Raw genomic sequence first — 22647 nt, 5'->3', positions numbered from 1 at the left:
CCCGCCTCTCACCATTTGCCATAGCAAGACATAAAGCGCCCCGCTTGTACAGATGCCATCAGGCCTGCACCTGTGCCACCTGCTCGCTGCGGCGCAAATTGACCGGCAACTGCCCCAGCAGCACACCGCCTAAAATGGCGGCGGCGGCCAGCCACTGCAGCGAGCTCAACACCTCGCCCAGCCAGAGCCAGCCCAGAAAAATGGCAATCAACGGCACCAGATTGATGCTGATCGCCGCCTGGGAGGCCGGCAGCCAGCGCATGGCCATGTTATAGAGGCCAAAGCCACCCAGGGTCACTATGCCGCCCAGATAGAGCACGCTGAGCCACGCCTCTTTGGGCGCAGAAGTAAGCATCCCCTCCGGAGCCAGCAAGATGCCCGGCAGGAAGAAGAGCACGCCGAAGAGATCCTGGCTGCCGGTGAGCCACCAGGTGTCATAACGCTGGCTGAAACGCTTGATGGCCACCATATAGAAAGCGATGGAGAAGATGGCCAGCAGTTGCAAGAAGTTGCCCAGCAGCGGATTGGGCGCCGAAGCCCCCTTGCTGGCGCCCAGGGAGAGCAGCAAGACACCGCCCAGCGACAGCAGCAGACCGGCGATGGCCGCCACACTCATGCGTTCTTTAAGCCAGATCCAGGCAAAGAAGGCGACAAACAGCGGCGCCAGGGCCGCCACCGCTCCCACCTGAGAGGAGGTGGAGTAGTGCAGCGCCTGCACCTCCAGCAGAAAGTAGAGACAGGGCTGCAGCAGCCCCAACCCCAGCAGCCACTTGGCATCGCCGGGGCGATAGTCGGGCTTGGGCAGCTTGCGCCAGAAGGGCAGCAGGATGAGGCTGGCCATCACCATCCGCAGCCAGATCAGCAGCATGGGCGAGAAGTGGGTAATGGCCGTCTTGGTGGCGGCATAGGAGGTACCCCACAGCAGTACGGCACCCAGCAGCGCCAGAAAGGCCCAGAGGGTTTGCCTGTTTTTAGTCGATGAACTGGCGTGATCTGCCAGTTGGGTTGCCGAGGTCGTCATATCTCTCTCACTGCGCTAGACTGAACGCCCATATCATACTCCCCTGCCGCACCCAGGCACAGGGGCATACGCAGGAGCAGAGCATGACGTTGGCAAACTGGTTTCCTCTGGCGTTAATCTGTCTGCTGGGGGCCATGAGCCCGGGCCCCAGTCTGGCGCTGATCATACGTAATACCCTGCAAGGGGGGCGTCTGCAGGGCGTAGCGACTGGCTGGGGACACGGTATAGGGGTGGGGCTCTATGCCCTGTTTACGGCGCTGGGGCTGGCGCTGCTGATCAGCAACACCCCCTGGCTATTTCAGCTCATTCAATATGGCGGGGCTCTCTTCCTGGCCTGGTTGGGGTTCAAGGCATTATGGCCCCGCGCTCAGAGTACAAGCCAGGAGCAGGCAACCCACCAGATTAGCCGCCGTCGTGGCGCACTGGAGGGCTTCGCCGTGGCGTTTTTGAACCCCCAGTTGGCCCTCTTCTTTCTGGCCCTGTTCAGCCAGTTTGTCCATGCCGACACCGGCTGGCGCGAGGGCAGCATCATGATGCTGACGGCCGGAGGCATAGACGCCCTCTGGTACAGCCTGGTGGCGCTGCTGCTCTCCCACGGCCCAGTGCTAGCGCGGTTGCAAGCCAGGGCCCGAGTCATAGATAGAATAAGCGGTCTCATCCTGCTCGGCCTGGCGCTGAAGGTGGTGTTCTGAGCGCGCTGTTCCCGCCATCCAGAGGGCTCGACTTAATAAACTCAGCGTGAATTCAGCTTGGTCCAGACATCATTTTCCGTCAGCTTGGGATTTTTATTCGTCAGCTGAACCTTGCCGCCCGAACTGATGGCTTGCGCCCAACTGACAATAGTCGTCACGGATTTCTGCGACCAGTTATTGGCCTGCAACCACTGCTCAATCTCCGCCGGATTGATGGGGATGCGATTCTTGTGCAACACCTTGAGGGTGAGCTTGATGCGATCCTCATCGTTGGCTTGCAGCATGGCTTTATTGCAGGTAACGGAAAACGAACTCAGGGCTTTTAACAGAAGACTATTCATCACTATTCTCGGATTTATTGCATTCCGCCGGGAGCGGTTGGGCGGATTGACGGGTTAGCAGATCTTGACCTTGTCCACGGCTGACGGCGTATCCCGACGCACTGAACCATTAGCGCGCCAAGGAGCCCATGCCTCAGTAACGCACTCAGGCTGCCGACAATCCAATATCAGGGCGAACGATACACGCGTTTTGCTAACACATCCAGCCACAGCCGCCGCCGCCCTCTACAACCAGGGCGGAGGAGGCGATGAGCCGCCGTTAGCCCCTCTTAGCGCTTAAGCTGCCACAGGGCGGCGACGTTGCGGGCAGTCAGCCGCAGATTGTCATGGGCCGAGTTCAGCGCCTCAGGCAGAGTCATGGCTCGAGGAAGAATCACAAAGATGGCATCAATTCCCTGCGCGTACACCGCTTCGCCCCCCTCACCCAGGCTACCGACCAGGGCGATCACCGGCTTAGCAAAACCCTTGGCACAACGAGCCACGCCTATGGGCGTCTTGCCATGGAGCGTCTGACCATCCAGCCGCCCCTCTCCGGTCACCACCAGATCGGCATCCGCCACGGCAGAGGCCAGATCCAGCGCCGCCATCACTAGCTCGACACCCGGTGTCAGCGCGGCACCCAGCAGCCCGACCAAGGCCGCCCCTATGCCACCGCCCGCCCCTGCACCGGGAAAATCCAGCACCGCCCTGCCGGTTAGCGTTTCGATAGCACGCCCATAGTGGGCCAGCGCGGCATCGAGCTGCGGCACCATCTGCGGCGTCGCCCCTTTTTGTGGGCCAAAAACGGCCGACGCCCCCTTGGGGCCACAGAGCGGATTATCCACATCGCACGCCACACGGATCCGCACCTTGGCCAGACGCGGATCCAGCCCGCAGAGATCAATCCGCTCCAGCTCACCCAGGGCGGCACCACCCCGGCCTAGCTCGCTACCATCGGCCTTGAGTAATCTTCCCCCTAGTGCCTGGAGCATACCGGCGCCCCCATCATTGGTCGCGCTCCCGCCTATCCCCAAAATCAGCTCGCTTACGCCGAGATCCAGCGCAGCGACTATCAACTCCCCCATGCCATAACTGGTGGTTAGCAGGGGATTGCGCAACTCAGGCGCCACCCACTGCAAGCCGGATGCCGCCGCCATCTCAATGACTGCCGTCTGGCCATCACCCAGTAGCCCGAAAAAGCCCGCCACCGGATGCCCCAAGGGGCCCGTGACGGTAACGGGCACAATCCGGCCTGCCGTTGCGTCCACCAGCGTGCGAACCGTTCCCTCCCCCCCATCGGCCATGGGCAGCTTCACATAACTGGCATCAGGGAAAACCTGCTTAAACCCCGCCTCGATGGCGTCAGCCACCTCACTGGCCGAGAGACTCTCCTTAAAGGAGTCTGGTGCAATCACTATCTTCACTATGACCTCCATCGCTCAGATGAGCCCGGCTCAAGCCAGCGCCAGGGAGAAGTGGTGGGAGCTGATCTGCAGCTTGCGCCCCAGATAGAGGCGATGGGCATCGTGGCGCTGCACGCCGGAGTCGAGATGAAACTGCTGGCAGCCGGACGCTTTGGCCAGCCCGATCAGATGATCCAGCAGTTGCCCCGCCAGCCCCAGCTTGCGGGCGGTACTGGAGGTCACCAGATCATCCACATAGAGCGCCCGGCCCCAGGCCAGATACTCCACAAAGCGAAAGCCGGAAACCGCGGCGACCTGCCCATCGTGCGACAGATAGGCCAGACGGTAATCGTGGTTGGCCATCTGCCGCTGGACCTGCGCCATAAAGTCCGCCTCCTGCAGATGGGGCCGTAACAGGGCCATCACCGGATAGCAGGCACGGATCGAGGCATCACAGGTGGCATATTGCACCGACATAAGGCGCTCCTTGATAAAACTAGCGGAATGGACAAGCTAGCGCGTTTTTATCGAGGACCAAAGCACAGGATGCTCGCTCATATGGATCTCTTTTTCGCTAAAGCTAGCGCCACGCGCTGCCTACCTGCAGATAAATGGCGGTGGTCTCCGGGCCACGCGCCACATCGATGCCACTATAGAGCCCCAGCTTGCGGGCGATCAGATAGCGAAAACCCACACCACCGGCAGCGACCGACTCGGCCTCACTCCAGTTGGAACGCTGTCCATAGGCCTTGCCGACACCACCAAACCCCAGCAGCGCCCAGCGCGGCGTCATATCCCAGCGCAGCTCGGCTTCGCCGACCAGCGTCTGCTGATCCTGATAGCGCATCGCGGGCACCCCGCGCAGCGAGATATAGGGCTGGGCGAAGAAAGGAGCCTGTTCCCCCACCTGACGGCTATCGCCACGCATGCCGAGGATCCACCCTGTGGTGAGCGGCTGATAATAAAAACCGCGAAGTGCCAGGGTGTTGTACTCCACACTCGCCCCTAGCCAATCGCGTACCGTGGCCAGCTCCGCCTCCATAAAACCGCCCTTACCCGGGGTAAACATATTGTCCCGCGAGTCATAATCGACAATCAGCGACAACTGCCCTATCTGCATATCCAGATCCCTGGTCGGGACCGTCACCTGGGAGTGATGGGCAAAATGGGCGTCACTGGAGAAGTAGATATAACGCGGCCCCAACCACCAGTTGCTGCTGCCCACTCGCGCCAACAACTGCTGCACCAGACCGGCGCCCTCCAACTGATAGGCCGCCGCCGTTGCGGACCGGGGCAGGTAGTAATCCAGATTGAGGCTCACCTTGCCCGCACCGCCCAGATAGCGGTAGCGATCCTCATCCAGTGGCATAAAGTAACCCCCACCGGCCCCCCAGCTGCCATTGCCGCTCTTGAAGGCAAACAGACCGCCAATGCTCGGTGGCACCATGGGGCCATCCCCACTCTTGTGCTTGGCCTCGCCCAGCGACTCACTAAACCAGAGCGCCCCCAAGCCACCGCCATAATCGAGCGCCGGTTCGGTGATGATGATGGGCACCGGCATAAATCCCTTCTGCTGCAACAGATGATCACTCAAGTCAAAATGCCCATCCTGGGGATCGGTAAAACGCCCCTGGGCCCCGGCCATCATGGCCACCCACCACAACCCCAGCCCCCACCAGGCCTTACTGCAACTCGTCATTCCATGGCTCCCGACACTCGCCTAAACACCCACAGCTTCCCCCGATAAGGAGCGGTAAATCCCATAATAACCCTATCTATGACATGGTAATAATGGGAGCCATCCCCTTTTGCCTCTCCGCCATGCCGCTTGGGCTAAGCTTGCGAAGTCATTCAGCTAAAAACCCCATCAAATCAGAGTGATTATTTAACTCTTATCGTGACTCCTCCAATAAAAAAGCGGCGAGGAGCTCGCCGCTTTGCTGATCAATAGTGCTGCTCAACCGTGGGTAAGGCTCGCCTCGTCATGGAGACTGAAGAGCTGCTTGAACCAGTCGATGGGATTGTCCGGGCGACCATCGCTGCTGCCCCCCGAACTGCAGGGAACGGTGGGGCCCAGCAGATCCAGGCGCGCAGGCAGGGCCAGCGCACCGGGGCAGCTGCCTGCCACCGGCTTGCCAGAGCGGGCGAAGTTGGCCCAGCCAATCCCCTTGGGCACCGCCAGTTGCAGTGAGTTGACACCACGGCGCGTCATGTAGTCGCCAAACAGTTGCAGGGCACCGTTGGCGCCGGTGAGACCGGCCGGCTGATTATCATCGCGACCCACCCAGACGCTCACCAGCTCGTCGTTATCCAGCCCACTAAACCAGGAGTCGCGCAGGTTGTCGGTGGTGCCGGTTTTGCCAGCCAGCACCACGCCGGGGAAGCGGGCGGCCAGGGAGCGGGCCGTACCCTGGCTTGCCACCTTGGTCATGGTAAACAGCGTCAAGTAACTGTCGCGAGTATCTAAACGACGCTCGGCCTTCAACTGCTTCTGGTAAAGAGGCTCATTCTTGTCGTTGAGCACGGCCCGCAGTGTGGTCAGCGGCTGGTAGAGTCCCTCGTTGGCCAGAGTCAGATACATCTGGTTCACCTCAAAGGGCGAGAGGGCCACAGTACCGAGAAATAATGAGGGAAATGGCTGGATAGGTTGGGTCACCCCCAGCGCTTTGAGGGTCGCCACTACCTTCTCCACCCCCACATCCATGCCCAGACGCACGGTCGGCAGATTCAAGGACTCCGCCATCGCCTGATAAAACGGCACAGAGCCGCGATAACCGCGATCATAATTCTTCGGCTGCCAGCTCTGCCCCCCCTGATTGCGCAGGGTGAGGGGGGCATCCTTAAGCGGCGAGGCCAGGTTGTACCCCTTCTGCAGGCCGGTCAGATAGACGGCCGGCTTGACCAAAGAGCCGATGGGACGTCGGGCATCCAGCGCCCGATTGAAACCGGCGAAACGGATATCCCGCCCGCCCACCACAGCCGAGATCTCCCCTGTCTTCCAGTTGGAGACCACCATGGCCCCCTGCAGATCCGGCCGCTTTCGCTCCTTCTCTATCCTGTCCAACTGGCTGGTGACCGCCTCCTCGGCGGAGAGCTGGGCCACCGGATCCAGGCTGGTGAAGATCTTGAGCCCCGACTGCTTGAGGAAGCCCTCACCGAAGCGATCCCGCAGCTCGCGCTTGAGCAAATTCATGAAGGCAGGTGTGCGGCCATAGCTCATCTGGCCACGGGGCAATAGGGCCAGCGGACGGCTCAGGTAAAGCTGATACTCGGGCGGCTCGATCTTCAGATTATCCAGCAAGAGTTTAAGCACCAGATCCCGCCGCTCCTGGGCGCGATCCGGGAAACGCCAAGGGTCATAGTAGGAGGGGCCCCGCACCATGCCGACCAACAGCGCCATCTGATCTGGCTCCAGCTCGTTGAGCGGCAAGCCGAAGTAGAAGTAGGATGCCAGGCCAAAACCATAGACCCCTTGCGCCTTGTTCTGCCCCAGGTAGATCTCGTTAAGATAGGTCTCGAGTATCTGCCCCTTGCTGTAACGGTAATCCATGATCACCGCCATGTAGGCCTCCTGCACCTTACGCCACAGGCTGCGCTCCGAGCTCAAGAAAAAGTTCTTCGCCAACTGCTGGGTCAGGGTACTCCCCCCTTGCACCGCCCGTCCGGCCTTGAGGTTGGCAAAGAAGGCGCGACCGATGGAGAGTAAAGAAACCCCACCATGGTGGTAGAACTCTCTATCCTCCACCGTCAACAGGGTGTCGATAAAGCTCTGGGGCACCTCATCCAGGCGCAGCAGCAGCCGATCTTCTATCTCTTCGGCGCTCAGACGATCCAGCAGCACGGGATCCATGCGCACATAGCCCAGATCCCGTTGGCTATCCGCATTCTGAATGCGCTGCAGCCGCTGACCATTGAAGGTGAGCAGCAGCGGACGGGCGAGTTCGTTACCATCGGCAAACTTGAAGGGGCGACGGATCAGCACCAGCTTGTTGCCACCGAGGGCGTATTGCCCCGCACCATGGGGCTTATCGCTCACCCGATAGTTGAGCAGCTTGAGCTCATGAAGCATCTGTTTTTGCGACAAGCGCTGGCCCGGATAGAGCTCCAGAGGGCGGCTGTAGACCAGAGCCGGCAGTTGCCACTTTTGGCCATCAAATTTCTCGCGAATGAGGCTATCCAGATAGATGCCGGTCACCAGTAGACAGGCAAACAGCACCAGGGCCAGTTTGGCGGCCAGCCAGCCCCAGCGACGCCAGTCGATACTCTGATGCCAAGCCTCTTTCTTCTTAGAGCGGGGTTTACGCGCAGCCATCTTATTGATTCATCCTCTGCTTGGTATAACGGGTGGGGATGGCCTCCAGTGGATCATCTGGCCAGTAGTGCTTGGGATAGCGCCCCTTCATCTCTTTTTTTACTTCGCTGTAGCTACCCTGCCAGAAGGCGACCAGATCCTGGGTGATCTGCAAGGGGCGCTGAGCCGGGGAGAGCAGCTCCACCAGCAACGGCACCTGGCCCCGGGCTACGCTCGGCGTCTGGCGCTGGCCAAACATCTCCTGGATCCGCACCGGCAACACGGGGGCCAGGCCCGGCTGGTAGCGAATACGCAAGCGTGTGCCGGTGGGTGCGGTGAAGTGGGTAGGCAACAGCTCATCCAGCTCCCGTGGCAAGGGCCAGGACAGACTCTGGCGCAGTATGTTACCCAAATCCAGCCGCTTAAGCTGCTCCAGCCGACTCATACCACTCAGATGGGGCAGTAACCAGCGATCCAGAGTCGCCAGCAGGCTGGCCTCATCCATGGCAGGCCAGGCCAGATCCGGTAACCAGAGGGTGGCGCAGCGCAGCCGGGCCAGATACTGCTCGCTCTCCTCATCCCAGGGCAAGCAGGCCAGCCCCTTGCTCTGGATCCCCTCCAGCAGACAGCGCCCCTTCTGCTCATCGCTGAGATTGGCTAGCGGTTGTCGCTCCAGCACTATGCTGCCCAGTCGCTTCTGCTGCTCGGCTCGCACCCGCCCTTCGCGCTCATCCCAACCAAACCAGCTCTGCTGGCTAAACAGCTCGGGCAGATAGCGCTGCAACTCGGCAAGATCTAGAGGCTCGGCCAGATAGATGCGAACCCCCTGGGGCGTCAGAGTCAACTCGACGGCCACTAGCCACTCCTGACCACTTAGAGCATGCTCCAGTGGCAGATCGGCACTCTGGCCACCGGAGAGCTGGTAACGCTGGCCACTGCGCAAGCGGGCCAGGCGATCAGGCCAGGCCAGGGCGCAGAGCAGCCCCAACCACTGGCCGCCACTGGCTCGCCCCAGCGCCCCTAGCGGCACTATCTCAGCCAGACGCTGGCGCCAACGGGCCGCCTGAGGCTTGAGCCCAGAGGCATGTCGGCTAAAGAGCTGGCTCAGCCTGTCACAGCCGCGCTTCTCCTCCTCCAGCAGCGCCACCAGAGTGCAGGCCTCCTCGACCACACCGCTGAGCCCCTGCTGCTCCAGGGTGACGGCACACAGCAACAGATGGGCTAATCTGGGATGGCAGGGTAAGCGGGCCATCTGTCGCCCGCGCGCACTCAAGCGCCCAGCCTCATCCAGTGCCTCCAGTTGCTGCAACAGCCGCTGAGCCGCGACCAGATTGGGGGCCGGCGGCTGCTCCAGCAGCGGCAGCTCGGCCACCTCACAGCCCCAGAGTCCGGCCTCCAGCAAGAGACGCGAGAGCTCCACCACCCGAATATCCGGCGGGCTCTGCTCATCCAGTCGCTCCTGCTGCTCGCCACTCCAGAGCCGATAACAGACCCCCGGCCCCAGACGACCGGCACGGCCGGCGCGTTGGGTCGCCGAGGCGCGGGAGATGGGCTTGAGCTCCAGCCGCTCTATGCCGCTGGTCACATCAAAGCGCACCCGCCGCTCCAGGCCACCATCGACCACCACGCGGATCCCCTCTATGGTGAGGGAGGTCTCGGCCACATTGGTGGTCAGCACTATTTTGCGCCACCCCTCAGGAGCAGGCTGAATGGCTCTCTGCTGCTCGGCAAAGGGCAGGCGACCATGCAGGGGCGCCACCACCACCTGGTTTTGCCCACTTAACCGCTCCTGCAACCACTCGGCGGTTCGCTCTATCTCGCCCGCCCCCGGCAGGAACACCAGCAAACTGCCAGACTCGGCAGCCAGAGCTTCCAGCACCACGGTGCCCAGTTGCGGCACCAGATGCTGCTGGCGGTTGATGGGCCGGTAGTAATAGTCGATGGGGTGGGCTCGCCCTGCGCTTTGCAGCACCTGGGCCTGGGGCAGTTGAGTCGAGAAGTCGAGGCCATCCAGGGTGGCTGACATGATGAGCAGCTTAAGATCGGGACGCAGGGCACTACGAGCCTCTATGGCCAGCGCCAGCGCCAGATCCGCATGCAGACTGCGCTCGTGATACTCATCGAAGATCAGCAGCTCAACGCCACTCAATTCCGGATCGGCCTGCAACATGCGGGTCAGGATCCCCTCGGTGACTATCTCCAGCCGAGTCTTCGCACTCACCTTGCTCTCGCCACGCACCCGATAACCGACTCGCTGCCCCACCTCTTCCCCCAGTTCGGAAGCCAGAAAACGGGCAATGTTGCGCGCGGCCAACCGTCTGGGCTCCAGCATGATGATACGCCCCTGCAGCTGGTTTGATCTCAGCAAGGCCAGCGGCAGGGCCGTCGATTTACCGGCGCCAGGCGGTGCCTGCAGCACCACGGGCTCATCCGCAGCCAGGTGAGCAAACAGGGTGGGCAGCAGCGCCAGTACGGGCAAGGGCTCGCCCGCAGGCCGAGCAGAAACTGAGGATAGAGACACACACACTCCAATGCGCCGAAGCGGCAAACAGCCATGGCGGGCATTGTGCCAAACCCAACGCCTGGCACCAAGCACTCCCCCTTTTTCTCTTCCTAATTCACGCGGTGGATGACTACAGGCCTTGTGGCAAGTTTTGCCCTACACAAAACATGGTTTTGTTAACTGACACCAGGCGAGACTTCAGAGCTTACGGCATCATGCCATGAGGATGGTACAAGAGAGTCCTCCCGCTACGTTGTCATAGTGATGCCGGTATGACGCCCGCTGCCGTCCCTGGTACCCAATGCTACGCTAACTTGTTACTTTCAAAGGAGTTATTATGTCGGTCATGCGTTTTTCCATTCCCCGCGACATCATCTACGGTGAAAATGCCCTCGCCCACTTAAGCCAACTCAAGGGAAAGCGAGCCATGCTGGTCACAGGTGGCAGCTCTATGCAGCGCCTGGGTTTTATCGATCAGGCCACCAACCTGCTGCAACAAGCGGGCATGCAGACCCAACTTTTCGATGGTGTGGAACCCAACCCCTCAGTAGAAACCGTGTTGCGCGGCGCGAAGGCCATGCAGGAGTTCGAACCGGAGTGGATTGTTGCCATAGGTGGCGGCTCCGCCCTGGATGCGGCCAAGGTGATGTGGTGCTTCTACGAGCATCCTGAATTGAAGTTTGCCGACATCATTACGCCTGGCTCCATGCCCCCCCTGCGCAACAAGGCACGCTTTGTCGCCATCCCCTCCACCAGCGGCACGGCATCCGAGATCACCGCCTTCTCCGTCATCACAGACACCGAAAATCACATCAAGTATCCGATTGTCGCTGCGGATATGGTGCCCGATATCGCCATTCTGGATCCGGCGCTGCCGACCAAAATGCCGCCCCATATCACCGCCAATACCGGCATGGATGTGCTGGCTCATGCCATGGAAGCCGTGGCCTCAACGGCTGCCACCTCCTTCACCGATCCCTATGCCATCGAGGCCATCCGCCTGGTACTGGGCAACCTGGAGACCGCCTACCACCACCCCGAGGACAAGGCGGCACGCTTTAACATGCACAATGCCTCGGCGCTGGCGGGTATGGCCTTCACCAACGCCTCGTTGGGCCTGGTTCACTCCCTGGCTCACAAAATTGGCGGCGAGTTTGGCGTCACTCATGGCCTGGCCAACGCCATACTGCTGCCCTATATCATCCGCTTTAACCGTCAGTTTACGGATAAGTACAGCCAGGTAGAGAAGCTGCTGGGTATCGATGACCTACCCACCACCATCGAAACCCTCAATGGCAAACTGGGCATTCCCTGCTGCTTCAAACTGTGTGATGAGGTGTCATTTGATGAGAGCAAATTCCGCGATGTGCTGGAGCGCATGAGCCAGAATGCCCATGCCGACCCCTGCACCTGGACCAACCCTGGTAAACCGACTGTGGCCGATGTGAAGAGACTCTACGAGCAGGCCTACTATGGCCAGAGTGATGATGGCAAAGCCTGCTGCTAACCGCTTGAACCCAGGATAAGATGGCCACATGCGTCGGGGGTGTACTAGGCACCCCTATTATGTGATACCGCCATCTTGCTCCGGGTTCCGTATGACCAACAAACGTCTCTTCTTTGGCCTGGATGCCACCAGCCAACGCGCCCCGCTCACCCGACTGCAACACGCGCTGGCGCTGGACGCCAAGCCCGTTGCGCCGGAGAACCTGCACCTGACCCTGCTCTTTTTGGGGCTGGTCGCCGAAGAGAGGCTGGAGGCGCTTTATCAACTGGGCCATGCCGTGGCCTGGCACCATGCCCCCCTGAGCATAACGCTGGATAAGCTGGGGCTGTTTCATCACGCCCAGGTGGCTTGGATGGGAGCAACACAGCCCCCTGCCGGGCTGCTGGCTCTGGAACACGCGCTAAGAAGTGGCGTAACCGCATTGGGCCTGCCGCTGGAAGCCCGCCCCTATCGCCCCCATGTGAGCCTCTACCGCAAAGCCCGCGTCCTGCCCGCGCTCACGCCACCGCACATCACCCTGGAGGCTCAAGCGTTGCACCTCTATGAATCCTGCTCCAACCCGGAGGGGGTGCGCTATCTCAAGCTGGCCAGTTGGCCATTAGGTTAGAGGGTTACCGACAGGCGCTGCACCACGCCCATGCTGGTAGGTGAGATGGCGGTGCCATAGGCCAGCAGCTCGACCCCGGCCGCCTGGGCCTCAACCAGTAACTGGGCATATTCAGGATCGATATGCCGAGCCGGGCACACCTGGCGGATCCCCGTATGCTGGACGCAAAACAGCACCATGGCCCGCTTGCCTTGCGCACGCATCCGCATCAACTCCCGCAGGTGCTTGCTGGCTCGTTCGCTGGGCGCATCGGGGAAAAAGCCCACCCCCTCAGCAGCCAGCTCAGGACGGGCCGCATCCCCCAGCAGGGTGACGCTCTTGACCTCCACGAAACAATCCGGCTCATCGCCCTGCGTCAGCAAGAGATCGATGCGGCTCCCCTCCTCCCCATACTTCACCTCCTGGCGCAGTGAACCATACCCGGCCAGCTCGCCAATCACCCCGGCGCCGACGGCATCGGCGATCAGGCTATTGGCGCGCCCGGTATTGACGCCGATAAAGTGCCCCGCCGCCGTTTGCGTCAACTCCCAGGTGGCGGGGTATTTACGTTTGGGGTTGGCAGAGCGGGAGTACCAGATGTGCCAACCTGGTTCGGCACACCCTGTCATGCGCCCGGTATTGGGGCAATGCAGCGTCATGACACTCCCGGCATCCCCCGTGACATCCGCCAGAAAGCGTTGATAACGACGAATAAGGCACGCACTTTGCAGTTGCAGTGACTGGAAATGGGGCAAGGGGTGAAAATGTAGGGAGTTCACGTCATCCAACCTGACTTTTGTCTGCTATAACCTAGGGAAGTACTGTTTATAGTAACGGGATGCACGACAGAGCCAAGAGAAAGCCGCCAGCACAGGCACACTCTCGGGCCAGCACTAGAGTCTGAGTCGGGGATCTCAGGCTATTTCTTCGCCACCAAGCCAGAAAAATGATGGGCTTTGGTAAAATTGTCAGCTCTAAGCCTTGAAAATGGCAAAAACGACACAATATAGCAGTACCCAAGTACAGGTAGTTGTGGCCCGAATGGCTACGACAGGTAGGCCGAGAAGGGAAAAGCAGGTCTGGCTAACAAAATCAGTCAAGTGATTTGCTCGCCCCCCAACCTTCTGATATAGATACCGGCCTTAATTATTAGTAGCCAGCACACGGTGACGTGCTGCGTTGTGCGAATTAGGAGATCAACATGCCTATGGGCGATACCAACAAATCTCTGGGACCTCTGGCCATCGCCGGTGTGGAACCTTATCAGGCGAAAGCTGGTGAGGAGTACATGAATGATGTGCAGAAGACGCACTTCCGCAAGATACTGGAGGCCTGGCGTAATCAGCTGCGTGAAGAAGTGGACCGCACCGTCGATCATATGAAGGACGAAGCCGCTAACTTCCCGGATCCGGTGGACCGCGCCGCCCAGGAAGAGGAGTTTGCCCTTGAACTGCGCGCCCGCGATCGGGAACGCAAGCTCATCAAGAAGATCGAGAAGACCCTGGTCAAGCTTGAAGAGGACGACTTCGGTTACTGCGAACATTGCGGCATCGAGATTGGCATCCGTCGTCTGGAAGCCCGTCCCACCGCCGAGCTGTGCGTGGACTGCAAGACCCTGGCCGAGATCAAAGAAAAGCAGATGGTCGGTTAAACCGCACTGCCTACACCTATCACAAGAGGGAGCCACTGGCTCCCTCTTGCTTTTCCAGAACGGCCACATAGCAACACCTAGGCACGATTCTGCTTGGCTCCCCCCGCCGCCTTGTGTCAGACTGCGGCGGCTTTTTGCTGGTTGTTGATCCGGTTGCTATGACCCTCTGTTCTCTCTCTCGCTCTGATTATGTGGGTCGTTTTGCCCCCTCGCCTTCCGGCCCCTTGCATTTTGGCTCGCTCATCGCTGCCTTAGGCTCCTTCTTGCAGGCACGCAGCCAGGGTGGCCGCTGGCTGGTGCGTATCGAAGATCTGGATCCACCGCGGGAAATACCCGGGGCTGCCGGAGAGATACTGCGAACCCTGGAGCGTCTCGGGCTGACGTGGGATGGCGAGGTGCGCTATCAAAGCCAGCACCATGAGCGTTACCAAACTGTGCTGGATAGCTGGTATCGGCAGGGGCTCGCCTATTATTGCCAATGCAGTCGAGCACAAATTCAGGCGGCCGGCGGCCTCTATCCTGGCACCTGCCGCACTCTGGGCCTGCCTGCGACAGGCAACGCCTTACGCCTGCGCTTGGCCGAGCCGGTATATGACTTTATCGATGAGCTTCATGGCCGCATCCAGGTGCCATCCGCCCTGGCCGCCGAGGAGTTCATCCTCAAGCGTCGCGACGGGCTCTTTGCCTATAATCTGGCGGTCGTGATCGATGATGCCGACAGCGGCGTGACACAAGTGGTCCGCGGCGCCGATCTCATCGAGCCGACGGTGCGACAGATAGCCCTCTACCGCCTGTTGGGGCGGCCAGAGCCCAGTTGGCTACATCTGCCTCTGGCGGTACAAAAGGCGGGCTTCAAGCTCTCCAAACAGAACCATGCCCCGGCGCTACTCCCGGGCGCAGAGGCCCGCCAGCTCTGGCAGGCACTGCAATTTTTAGGACAAGAGCCACCAGCGGAACTGCAGGGTGATCGAGATCTGCTACTGCATTGGGCCATAGCCCACTGGCAACAGCATAAAATTCCGCAAACGCTGGAGATCTTGTGGCAATAAGCCAGCCTCAGCCACTGGTTTCTCATTTTTGCATGCTGCGCTATCATAGCGCCGCTGCAACAAGCGGGTGACAATCCCGGAGGTGTACTATTTTTTCTCAGATCGCGAATTTCTGCCGTAAGGTGCTCGGTAAGGATGATGAGGGCAATTCCATGGCAGGCGAACGCCGCATTCTTACGCGGGACCAGCATCCCATCTCTCGACGCCAGATCAGCGACAATGCGCTGAAGGTACTCTATCGCCTGAATAAGTCCGGGCATGAGGCCTATCTGGTGGGCGGCGGGGTACGCGATCTGCTGCTAGGCAAAGCGCCCAAAGACTTTGACATAGTCACAGATGCCACCCCGGAGCAGATCCGTAAACTCTTCTCCAACTGTCGTCTGGTGGGGCGTCGCTTCCGTCTGGCACACGTGGTCTTCGGCCGGGATGTCATCGAGGTGGCCACCTTCCGCGGCCATCACCACAAGGTCAACACCAGTAAGCATATCTCCAGCCAGTCTGACGAAGGCATGCTACTGCGCGACAACGTCTACGGCACCATAGAAGAGGATGCCGAACGCCGGGACTTCACCGTCAACGCCCTCTACTACAGCATCAAGGATTTCAGTCTCCATGACTTCCATGGCGGCCTGGACGATCTGGAAGCCGGCACGCTGGAGCTGATTGGTGATCCCGAGACCCGCTACCGGGAAGATCCGGTGCGCATGCTGCGCGCCATCCGCTTCGCCGCCAAGCTGGATCTGCAGATCAGCGAACGCTCTGCGGCCCCGATCCTGGAGTTAGCCCCTCTGCTGCAGGACATTCCAGCCGCCCGTCTCTTCGAGGAAACGCTCAAGCTGTTCCAGGCGGGTCACGCGCTGAAGACCTATCAGCTGTTGCGGGAGTATGGCCTGTTTGCCCCCCTCTTTCCGCAAGTGGCGACTCTGCTGACGCCCGCAGGCGACAGTCCGTTTGAGCGCTTCCTGACCCAAGCGCTGCAAAATACCGATGAGCGGGTACGCGCCGATCTGCCCGTCAACCCGGCCTTCTTCTACGCCGCCCTGCTGTGGGGTGTGGTGGAGAAACGCAGCCGTGACTTCGGCAACGAGAGTTCGCTGCCGCCCCAGGACACCATGCTGTTGGCCATGAACGAGGCCATAGATCAGCAGATCAAGACCATCGCCATACCACGCCGCTTCACCTCGGACGTGCGCGAGATCTGGCTGCTACAAGACCGCCTGCCCCGCCGCTCCGGCAAACGGGCCGAGCGTCTCTTCACCCACCCGAAATTCCGTGCCGCCTTCGACTTCCTGGAGCTGCGCAGCCGCATCGACGGCCGCCTGAAGGAGCTGGTGCAGTGGTGGGCCGAGTATCAACAGGCCAATGCCGGGCAACGTAGTGAGCTGGCCGTACACTCCCGTGGCGACCACGCTGATGGCGATGCCGCGCCTGTGCATGGCGAAGAGGGCGAGAAAGCCAAGCCCCGTCGTCGCCGCCGCCGTGGCCCGCGCCGTCCCAAAGAAGGCGCGGCATGACCCCACTCTTCATCGCGTTAGGCGCCAACCTGGCGGATCCGCTACAGCAGATCCGTCAGGCCGTCAACGCCCTGCGCCAGTTGCCTGAGTCCCAATTTCTTGCCTGTTCCCCGCTCTACGGCTCCCAACCCATGGGGCCAGCCGACCAGCCCGACTATGTAAACGGCGTGGTCGCCCTGCTGACCACCCTCTCCCCCCATGCCCTGCTGGATGCCACCCAACGCATCGAGCTGGAGCAGGGCCGGGTGCGCAAGGCCGAGCGCTGGGGACCTCGCACCCTGGATCTGGATCTGCTGCTGTATGGCGACCAACTGATCGACGATGAACGCCTGACCGTGCCCCACTACGGCATGAAACAGCGCGCCTTCGTGCTGCTACCCCTATTTGATCTCGCCCCCGAGTTGGTGCTCCCCTGCGGAACCCCCCTGCGCTCGCTGGCCATCACCTGTGACCGAACCGGGCTCGAACCCCTCGCGGTCAGCCTGTAATAAGGAGTCTCCATGAGCAAAACCACAGTTAACCAACTGCTGAAGATGAAGCAGGAGGGCCAGAAGTTCTCCTCCATCACGGCCTATGACGCCACCTTCGCCCGTCTGTTTGATGAGGTGGGTGTGCCGGTGATCCTGATCGGTGACTCCTTGGGCATGGTGATGCAGGGCCACAGCGACACCCTGCCGGTGACAGTGGAAGAGATGGCCTATCACACCCGCTGTGTGCGTCGCGGCACCACCAATGCGTTGGTCATCGCCGACCTGCCCTTCATGAGCTATGCCGATACCGCCTCCGCCTGCCAGAACGCCGCCAAGCTGATGGCCGCGGGCGCCAGCATGGTCAAGATCGAGGGTGGCGAGTGGCTGGGCGACACGGTACGTCAACTCAACCGTAACGGTGTGCCCGTCTGTGGCCACCTGGGTCTGACCCCGCAATCAGTCCACGTCTTTGGCGGCTTCCGGGTACAGGGGCGCGATCTGGATCAGGCCGAAGAGATCTACCGCAACGCCCTGGCGCTGCAGGCCGCTGGCATTCAACTGCTGGTGCTGGAGTGTGTGCCCAGCAGCTTGGCCGAGCGCATCACCAAGGCGCTGCGCATTCCAGTCATCGGCATCGGTGCCGGTAATGGCACAGATGGTCAGATATTGGTGATGCACGATGCCTTTGGCCTCACCTCAGGTTATACCCCGAAATTTACCAAGAACTTCCTGGCCGAAGGGGGCGACATCCGCGCCGCCGTGCGTCTGTATATGGCACAAGTGGCCGACGGCAGCTTCCCCGGCCCCGAACAAACTTTCAATTAATTCCACTCCTGCGCCCCGGTGTCGCCAGCTGGCCGCCGGGCAACGCGAAGCGTCTCGAGGAGAGTCTCATGCAAGTGGTTAACGACACGCAAAGCCTGCGCGCCGCCCTTCGTCAGTTGCGCCAGTCAGCGGCGCGTATCGCCTTCGTCCCCACCATGGGCAACCTGCATCAGGGCCATCTGACCCTGGTCCGTGAAGCCAAGGCGCGGGCCCAGGTGGTGGTGGTCAGTATCTTCGTCAACCCCATGCAGTTTGATCGGGCCGAAGATCTGGCTAACTACCCGCGCACCCTGGAGCAAGATTGCGCCCTGCTGGCCGATGCTGGCGTGGATTTGGTGTTTACCCCCACGCCGGAGATCATCTATCCCCAGGGCTTGGGCACTCACACCTTTGTCGATGTCCCTGGCATCTCCACGCTGCTGGAAGGCGCTCTGCGTCCAGGCCATTTCCGTGGCGTAGCGACCGTGGTGACCAAGCTATTCAATCTGGTGCAGCCGGATGTGGCCTGTTTCGGTCAGAAGGATTACCAGCAATTGGCCCTGATCCGCAAAATGGTCACCGATCTGGCCCTGCCCATCGACATCATAGGCGTGCCGACAGTGCGGGCCGACGATGGCCTCGCCCTCTCCTCGCGTAATGGTTACCTCACCGCCGAGGAGCGCGCCAAGGCACCGCTGCTGGCCCGCACCATGGGCTGGCTGGGAGAGCAAGTGGCCGCTGGCGAACGAGATTTCGATGCCCTGATCCAACAGGCCAGTGAGCAGTTGGATGAAGCCGGCTTTCGCCCCGATGCCATCGATTTTGTCGATGCCGATACCCTGCTGCCCATCAGCGAACAGAGTCAAGCCGTCGTGATCCTGATCGCCGCCTTCCTGGGGCGGGCCCGTCTCATCGATAACTTAGTGGTGAATTTGCACCCACAGGGCAGATAGTTTATATTCCGCCCGCGGGCGTTCCCGGCGGGGTTGAGAGAGGAAAAGCAATGCAACGAATTATGCTCAGAGGCAAACTGCACCAGGCGCGCGTCACCCACGCCGTGCTGAATTACGAAGGCTCCTGTGGCATCGACCTGGACTTGCTCGACGCGGCAGGCATAGTCGAGAACGAACAGATCGACATCTATAACATCGAGACGGGTGATCGCTTCCACACCTACGCCATCGCCGGCGAGCGTGGTTCCAAGATGATCTCCTTAAACGGCGCCGCCGCCCGCAAAGCGGCCGTGGGCGATAGGGTCATCATCTGTGCCTATGGCCAGTTTGATGAGAGCGAAGTGGCCAGCCACAAGCCGCGCCTGGTCTACCTGGATGCCAGCAACAGCATCATTCGCACTGGCAAGGATATCCCGGTTCAGCTGACCTAAGCACAACCCGGTAGCCAATCCAGCACGGAGGCGGCCTAGGCCGCCTCTTGATTTTATCAAGGATGGCGTTTTATCAAGGGCGGCACTTGGCGGCATGGTTGAGCCTAGGGCCTCAGCTGGCTAGAATACCGCAGTCGGCCAAGGTACGAGCTGCCCCAGCACGACCCGATCGCCAATCTGCGCTTTGCTGCCATGCTTCACATGGCCACAACCGGGTGAATGAATACACCATGAGTAATGATATCCGCCTGATCGTCGGCCTGGGTAATCCAGGCCCCGAGTATGCCTACACCCGCCACAATGCGGGGGCCTGGTATGTGGCCGAGCTGGCCGCCCGGAACAACGCCAGCCTGCGCGAAGAGCCCAAGTATTACGGCCTGACCGCCCGAGTCACCCTGCAGGGTCAGGAAGTACGCTTGCTGGTGCCGACCACCTTCATGAATCTGAGCGGCAAGGCGGTATCGGCCCTGGCCAAGTTTTTCCAGATCCCGGTGGAGTCTATCCTGGTGGCCCATGATGAGTTGGATTTGCCCCCCGGCGTCGCCCGCTTCAAGCAGGGCGGCGGCCACGGCGGCCATAACGGTCTCAAAGACATCATCAGCAAGATGGGTAACAGCAAAGAGTTTCACCGTCTGCGGTTGGGCATTGGCCACCCGGGCGACAAGAATCACGTGGCTGGCTTCGTGCTGACCAAGGCTCCCCAGAAGGAGCAAGAACTTATCGATGCCGCACTGGACGAAGCCCTGCGCTGCACCGACATCCTGTTTCAACAAGATATGACCCGCGCCATGAATCGCCTCCATGCGTTCAAGGCCGGATCCTGACCTTTCTTTAGGAGAAAACCTCGATGGGTTTCAAATGCGGTATTGTCGGTCTGCCTAATGTGGGCAAATCCACCCTGTTCAATGCGCTGACCAAGGCCGGTATCGAAGCGGCTAACTTCCCTTTCTGTACCATTGAGCCCAATACCGGTGTGGTCCCCATGCCGGATCCGCGTCTGGATGCCCTGGCCGAGATCATCAAGCCTCAGCGCGTAGTCCCCACCACCATGGAGTTTGTGGATATCGCCGGTCTGGTGAAGGGTGCCTCCACCGGTGAAGGTCTGGGCAACAAGTTCCTGACCAACATCCGCGAGACCGAAGCTATCGGTCATGTGGTGCGCTGCTTTGAAGATGACAACATCATTCACGTCGCGGGCAAAGTTCACCCGGCCGAAGATATCGACACCATCAACACCGAGTTGGCGCTGGCGGATCTCGACACCTGCGAGCGCGCCATCCACCGCATCCAGAAGAAGGCCAAGGGTGGCGACAAGGATGCCAAGCTGGAGCTCTCGGTACTGGAGAAGTGCCTGCCTGTGCTCTCGGAAGCCGGCATGCTGCGCACCCTGGAGCTGACAGAAGAAGAGAAGGCAGCCATTCGCTACCTGAGCTTCCTCACTCTGAAGCCCACCATGTACATTGCCAACGTCAATGAAGATGGCTTCGAGAACAACCCCTTCCTGGATCAGGTGCGCGCCATCGCCGCCAAAGAGGGTTCCGTTGTGGTACCGGTCTGTGCCGCCATCGAATCAGATCTGGCCGAGATGGAAGATGCCGACCGTGACGAGTTCATGGCCGAGCTGGGCCTGAAAGAGCCGGGTCTCAACCGGGTGATCCGCGCCGGTTACGAGCTGCTGAACCTGCAAACCTACTTCACCGCCGGGGTGAAGGAAGTGCGCGCCTGGACCATTCCGGTCGGCGCCACCGCCCCGCAGGCAGCAGGCAAGATCCACACCGACTTCGAGAAGGGCTTTATCCGCGCCCAGACCATCGCCTTTGACGACTTTATCACCTACAAGGGTGAGCAAGGCGCCAAGGAAGCCGGCAAGATGCGCGCCGAAGGTAAGGATTACATAGTCAAAGATGGTGACGTGCTGAATTTCCTCTTCAACGTCTAAGCCCTCTGCTGGCCGAAAAAACAAGCCCTCTGTTCTGGAGGGCTTTTTTGTCTCTCTCGCATCTGCTCATGCTACCAGTTTTCATCCCGCCCCCGGCGCGTTAGCATGCTGGCCATTCGGCACTCGCTAAAAGGAATTCCCATGCAATGGGGCTTTTATAAACACTATGCACTCCTGGCCATGGGCCTGTTTCTGATCGAATTGGGGATAGCACTGTTTATCCATGATCAGCTGATCCGTCCCTGGGTCGGTGACATGCTGGTAGTGATACTGCTGTTTGCCCTTTGCCGCAGCGTGATACGCATGAATCACTATCTCCTCTCTTTGGCGGTATTGCTCTTTGCCTACGCCATAGAGATAGGGCAATACTTCAATCTGGTTGCGCTTCTGGGGCTGGAGCAGAGCCGGCTGGCTCGGGTAGTCATTGGCTCAACCTTCGATCTGCATGATCTGCTGGCCTATTCGCTGGGCGCTCTGCTTATCTGCCTGGTACAGATGTCAAGCTGCAGGCGCCGCGCTCCAGCAGCGTAGAGCGCCCGCAGCCCAAGCTCTTCTTTTCAAGCTCCCATCAGGCTCGCACGCTCTGGCTCGGAACTTGGCCAAATAGCCGCTTATACTCCCGGCTAAATTGCGACAGACTCTGATACCCCACCCGATAGGCCGCCTCGCTGACAGAGCTTTGTGCCCGGCAGACCAGCTCATGGGCCTGGTGCAGACGCAGCGCCTTGATGTATTGCAATGGCGAGGCGTTGGTCACCGCCTTGAAGTGCAGATGCAGGGTGCTGGGACTCATGTTGGCAAGATCAGCCAGGGTCTCGATATCCAGAGGTTGATCAAAATGGGCCTGGATATGACCTATTACCCTGGCAATCCGTTGGTGGTGGCGCCCCTGGGTTACAAAGGCCGCCAATTGTGGCCCCTGGGGGCCCTGCAGGGCATAAAACAGGGCCTCTTTCACCAGCAGAGGCGCCAGGATCTGTGCCTTTTGCGGCGACCCCAGCGCCTCCAGCAGACGCAGTATTACCTGGTTCATCTCGGCCGACATAGGGCAGATACAGACACCGCGCTGACTGGTCAAGGGGTCGGGCGGCTGGCTAGGTTCTCCCATCACCTCGCGCACCATATTCTCATCAATGGCAATTTTGAGCGCCAGGTAAGGCTCATTGGCCGATGCCACTGTCACATGGCCCTCCATGGGCAGTGGCACTGAGAGCGCCAGAAAATGCAGCGGGTCATACTGATACTTCTCCTGCCCCAGGTAGCTGCGCTTCTGCCCCTGCAGCACTATGTACAAGACAGGTTGGTAGACTATGGCCTGCCGCCCTGTGATGCCATTGCTGCGCACCAGGGTGATGCCGCTCGCCAGGCTCGGAAATATGCCCTGCTCCGGCACCAGGGGTAACATCTGCTGCACTAGGCTCTGCTGCTCTAGGTTCTGCTGTTCTGGGCACTGCAGCACCGGATTGGCCGCTATTGGGCTGGGCTGTGATCCACTCATCTTCTGCACTCCTCC

At 60.4% G+C, this 22647-nt stretch carries 22 protein-coding genes; 13 read left to right on the top strand and 9 right to left on the bottom strand.

All coding sequences use genetic code 11. From position 1 onward, the window contains the following. Positions 1–58: 58 nt before the first annotated feature. A complete protein-coding gene (locus ACZYTD_RS02845) occupies positions 59–1021 on the bottom strand; it encodes a DMT family transporter (RefSeq protein ID WP_463888927.1) in 963 nt (320 codons plus the stop codon). 83 nt (positions 1022–1104) lie between these two features. Here ACZYTD_RS02845 and ACZYTD_RS02840 point away from each other — a divergent pair, with 83 nt between their 5' ends. After that, on the top strand, positions 1105–1713 hold the full coding sequence (locus tag ACZYTD_RS02840) for a LysE family translocator (protein ID WP_463888924.1): 609 nt from the start codon (positions 1105–1107) through the stop codon (positions 1711–1713). A gap of 41 nt (positions 1714–1754) precedes the next feature. Here ACZYTD_RS02840 and ACZYTD_RS02835 read toward each other — a convergent pair whose 3' ends face one another. The 6 genes from ACZYTD_RS02835 to hrpB all read right to left on the bottom strand — a co-directional run bounded on the left by ACZYTD_RS02835 (position 1755) and on the right by hrpB (position 10248). Continuing rightward, a complete protein-coding gene (locus tag ACZYTD_RS02835) occupies positions 1755–2054 on the bottom strand; it encodes a DUF1889 family protein (RefSeq protein ID WP_463888922.1) in 300 nt (99 codons plus the stop codon). A 269-nt stretch (positions 2055–2323) separates the two neighbouring features. Continuing rightward, a complete protein-coding gene (locus ACZYTD_RS02830; RefSeq protein ID WP_463888919.1) occupies positions 2324–3457 on the bottom strand; it encodes a glycerate kinase in 1134 nt (377 codons plus the stop codon). Positions 3458–3487: 30 nt separating this feature from the next. Then, complete coding sequence (locus ACZYTD_RS02825) at positions 3488–3913, bottom strand: GNAT family N-acetyltransferase (RefSeq protein ID WP_463888916.1); 426 nt, start codon at positions 3911–3913, stop codon at positions 3488–3490. A 103-nt stretch (positions 3914–4016) separates the two neighbouring features. Further along, positions 4017–5135: a hypothetical protein gene (locus ACZYTD_RS02820; RefSeq protein WP_463888913.1), complete on the bottom strand. Its 1119-nt coding sequence runs from the start codon at positions 5133–5135 to the stop codon at positions 4017–4019. Between the two features lie 258 nt (positions 5136–5393). Continuing rightward, positions 5394–7748 carry a penicillin-binding protein 1B gene (gene mrcB / locus ACZYTD_RS02815; RefSeq protein WP_463888910.1) on the bottom strand — a complete coding sequence of 785 codons (2355 nt, stop codon included), beginning with the start codon at positions 7746–7748 and terminating at the stop codon, positions 5394–5396. 1 nt (position 7749) lies between these two features. Beyond that, the gene (gene hrpB, locus ACZYTD_RS02810) at positions 7750–10248 is read right to left on the bottom strand and encodes an ATP-dependent helicase HrpB (protein WP_463888907.1); all 2499 of its coding nucleotides are present in this window, start codon (positions 10246–10248) and stop codon (positions 7750–7752) included. Positions 10249–10567: 319 nt separating this feature from the next. Here hrpB and ACZYTD_RS02805 point away from each other — a divergent pair, with 319 nt between their 5' ends. Both ACZYTD_RS02805 and thpR read left to right on the top strand, forming a co-directional pair. Further along, positions 10568–11737 (top strand): iron-containing alcohol dehydrogenase, encoded by a 1170-nt coding sequence (locus tag ACZYTD_RS02805; RefSeq protein WP_463888905.1) that lies wholly within the window; start codon positions 10568–10570, stop codon positions 11735–11737. Between the two features lie 91 nt (positions 11738–11828). Further along, entirely contained in the window at positions 11829–12344 is a 516-nt protein-coding gene (gene thpR / locus ACZYTD_RS02800) for an RNA 2',3'-cyclic phosphodiesterase (RefSeq protein ID WP_463888902.1), read from the top strand. On the opposite strand, the gene sfsA is transcribed toward thpR, so the two are convergent. After that, positions 12341–13102, bottom strand: a complete 762-nt coding sequence (gene sfsA / locus ACZYTD_RS02795; protein WP_463888900.1) for a DNA/RNA nuclease SfsA — start codon at positions 13100–13102, stop codon at positions 12341–12343. The genes thpR and sfsA overlap by 4 nt on opposite strands. Before the next feature lie 422 nt (positions 13103–13524). Between sfsA and dksA the strand changes: the two genes are divergently transcribed. From dksA to ACZYTD_RS02745, 10 genes are all read left to right on the top strand, one after another. Further along, positions 13525–13974 carry an RNA polymerase-binding protein DksA gene (gene dksA / locus ACZYTD_RS02790; protein ID WP_463888897.1) on the top strand — a complete coding sequence of 150 codons (450 nt, stop codon included), beginning with the start codon at positions 13525–13527 and terminating at the stop codon, positions 13972–13974. Positions 13975–14132: 158 nt separating this feature from the next. Next, positions 14133–15023, top strand: a complete 891-nt coding sequence (gene gluQRS / locus ACZYTD_RS02785) for a tRNA glutamyl-Q(34) synthetase GluQRS (RefSeq protein WP_463888894.1) — start codon at positions 14133–14135, stop codon at positions 15021–15023. A 152-nt stretch (positions 15024–15175) separates the two neighbouring features. Further along, positions 15176–16537: a polynucleotide adenylyltransferase PcnB gene (gene pcnB / locus ACZYTD_RS02780; RefSeq protein ID WP_463888891.1), complete on the top strand. Its 1362-nt coding sequence runs from the start codon at positions 15176–15178 to the stop codon at positions 16535–16537. Next, positions 16534–17025, top strand: coding sequence for a 2-amino-4-hydroxy-6-hydroxymethyldihydropteridine diphosphokinase (folK, locus tag ACZYTD_RS02775; RefSeq protein ID WP_463888888.1), 492 nt, complete (start codon positions 16534–16536; stop codon positions 17023–17025). The genes pcnB and folK overlap by 4 nt, the downstream gene beginning before the upstream one ends. 12 nt (positions 17026–17037) lie before the next feature. Then, positions 17038–17832 carry a 3-methyl-2-oxobutanoate hydroxymethyltransferase gene (gene panB / locus ACZYTD_RS02770; protein ID WP_463888885.1) on the top strand — a complete coding sequence of 265 codons (795 nt, stop codon included), beginning with the start codon at positions 17038–17040 and terminating at the stop codon, positions 17830–17832. 68 nt (positions 17833–17900) lie between these two features. After that, positions 17901–18764 (top strand): pantoate--beta-alanine ligase, encoded by an 864-nt coding sequence (gene panC, locus ACZYTD_RS02765; RefSeq protein WP_463888883.1) that lies wholly within the window; start codon positions 17901–17903, stop codon positions 18762–18764. Between the two features lie 50 nt (positions 18765–18814). Further along, positions 18815–19195: an aspartate 1-decarboxylase gene (gene panD, locus ACZYTD_RS02760; protein ID WP_463888880.1), complete on the top strand. Its 381-nt coding sequence runs from the start codon at positions 18815–18817 to the stop codon at positions 19193–19195. A 230-nt stretch (positions 19196–19425) separates the two neighbouring features. Then, complete coding sequence (gene pth / locus ACZYTD_RS02755; RefSeq protein ID WP_463888878.1) at positions 19426–20019, top strand: aminoacyl-tRNA hydrolase; 594 nt, start codon at positions 19426–19428, stop codon at positions 20017–20019. A gap of 23 nt (positions 20020–20042) precedes the next feature. After that, positions 20043–21134 (top strand): redox-regulated ATPase YchF, encoded by a 1092-nt coding sequence (gene ychF / locus ACZYTD_RS02750; RefSeq protein WP_463888875.1) that lies wholly within the window; start codon positions 20043–20045, stop codon positions 21132–21134. 141 nt (positions 21135–21275) lie between these two features. Beyond that, positions 21276–21665: a ribosomal maturation YjgA family protein gene (locus ACZYTD_RS02745; protein WP_463888872.1), complete on the top strand. Its 390-nt coding sequence runs from the start codon at positions 21276–21278 to the stop codon at positions 21663–21665. A 37-nt stretch (positions 21666–21702) separates the two neighbouring features. Here ACZYTD_RS02745 and ACZYTD_RS02740 read toward each other — a convergent pair whose 3' ends face one another. After that, positions 21703–22632, bottom strand: coding sequence for an AraC family transcriptional regulator (locus ACZYTD_RS02740; protein WP_463888870.1), 930 nt, complete (start codon positions 22630–22632; stop codon positions 21703–21705). Positions 22633–22647: the final 15 nt, after the last annotated feature.

The organism is Pseudaeromonas sp. HNCC25DJ180 (assembly GCF_055413345.1).
This window is presented reverse-complemented; position numbering and strand designations above follow the sequence as displayed.

Excerpts from the sequence above, each read along its gene's own strand:
- thpR (WP_463888902.1), top strand. The coding sequence starts at position 11,829 with ATGACCAACAAACGTCTCTTCTTTGGCCTGGATGCCACCAGCCAACGC.
- pth (WP_463888878.1), top strand. The coding sequence starts at position 19,426 with ATGAGTAATGATATCCGCCTGATCGTCGGCCTGGGTAATCCAGGCCCC.
- ACZYTD_RS02805 (WP_463888905.1), top strand. The coding sequence starts at position 10,568 with ATGTCGGTCATGCGTTTTTCCATTCCCCGCGACATCATCTACGGTGAA.
- ACZYTD_RS02845 (WP_463888927.1), bottom strand. The coding sequence starts at position 1,021 with ATGACGACCTCGGCAACCCAACTGGCAGATCACGCCAGTTCATCGACT.
- panD (WP_463888880.1), top strand. The coding sequence starts at position 18,815 with ATGCAACGAATTATGCTCAGAGGCAAACTGCACCAGGCGCGCGTCACC.
- mrcB (WP_463888910.1), bottom strand. The coding sequence starts at position 7,748 with ATGGCTGCGCGTAAACCCCGCTCTAAGAAGAAAGAGGCTTGGCATCAG.
- folK (WP_463888888.1), top strand. The coding sequence starts at position 16,534 with ATGACCCCACTCTTCATCGCGTTAGGCGCCAACCTGGCGGATCCGCTA.
- ACZYTD_RS02740 (WP_463888870.1), bottom strand. The coding sequence starts at position 22,632 with ATGAGTGGATCACAGCCCAGCCCAATAGCGGCCAATCCGGTGCTGCAG.
- gluQRS (WP_463888894.1), top strand. The coding sequence starts at position 14,133 with ATGACCCTCTGTTCTCTCTCTCGCTCTGATTATGTGGGTCGTTTTGCC.
- ACZYTD_RS02820 (WP_463888913.1), bottom strand. The coding sequence starts at position 5,135 with ATGACGAGTTGCAGTAAGGCCTGGTGGGGGCTGGGGTTGTGGTGGGTG.
- dksA (WP_463888897.1), top strand. The coding sequence starts at position 13,525 with ATGCCTATGGGCGATACCAACAAATCTCTGGGACCTCTGGCCATCGCC.
- ACZYTD_RS02745 (WP_463888872.1), top strand. The coding sequence starts at position 21,276 with ATGCAATGGGGCTTTTATAAACACTATGCACTCCTGGCCATGGGCCTG.
- ACZYTD_RS02840 (WP_463888924.1), top strand. The coding sequence starts at position 1,105 with ATGACGTTGGCAAACTGGTTTCCTCTGGCGTTAATCTGTCTGCTGGGG.
- pcnB (WP_463888891.1), top strand. The coding sequence starts at position 15,176 with ATGGCAGGCGAACGCCGCATTCTTACGCGGGACCAGCATCCCATCTCT.
- ychF (WP_463888875.1), top strand. The coding sequence starts at position 20,043 with ATGGGTTTCAAATGCGGTATTGTCGGTCTGCCTAATGTGGGCAAATCC.
- ACZYTD_RS02835 (WP_463888922.1), bottom strand. The coding sequence starts at position 2,054 with ATGAATAGTCTTCTGTTAAAAGCCCTGAGTTCGTTTTCCGTTACCTGC.
- panB (WP_463888885.1), top strand. The coding sequence starts at position 17,038 with ATGAGCAAAACCACAGTTAACCAACTGCTGAAGATGAAGCAGGAGGGC.
- ACZYTD_RS02825 (WP_463888916.1), bottom strand. The coding sequence starts at position 3,913 with ATGTCGGTGCAATATGCCACCTGTGATGCCTCGATCCGTGCCTGCTAT.
- panC (WP_463888883.1), top strand. The coding sequence starts at position 17,901 with ATGCAAGTGGTTAACGACACGCAAAGCCTGCGCGCCGCCCTTCGTCAG.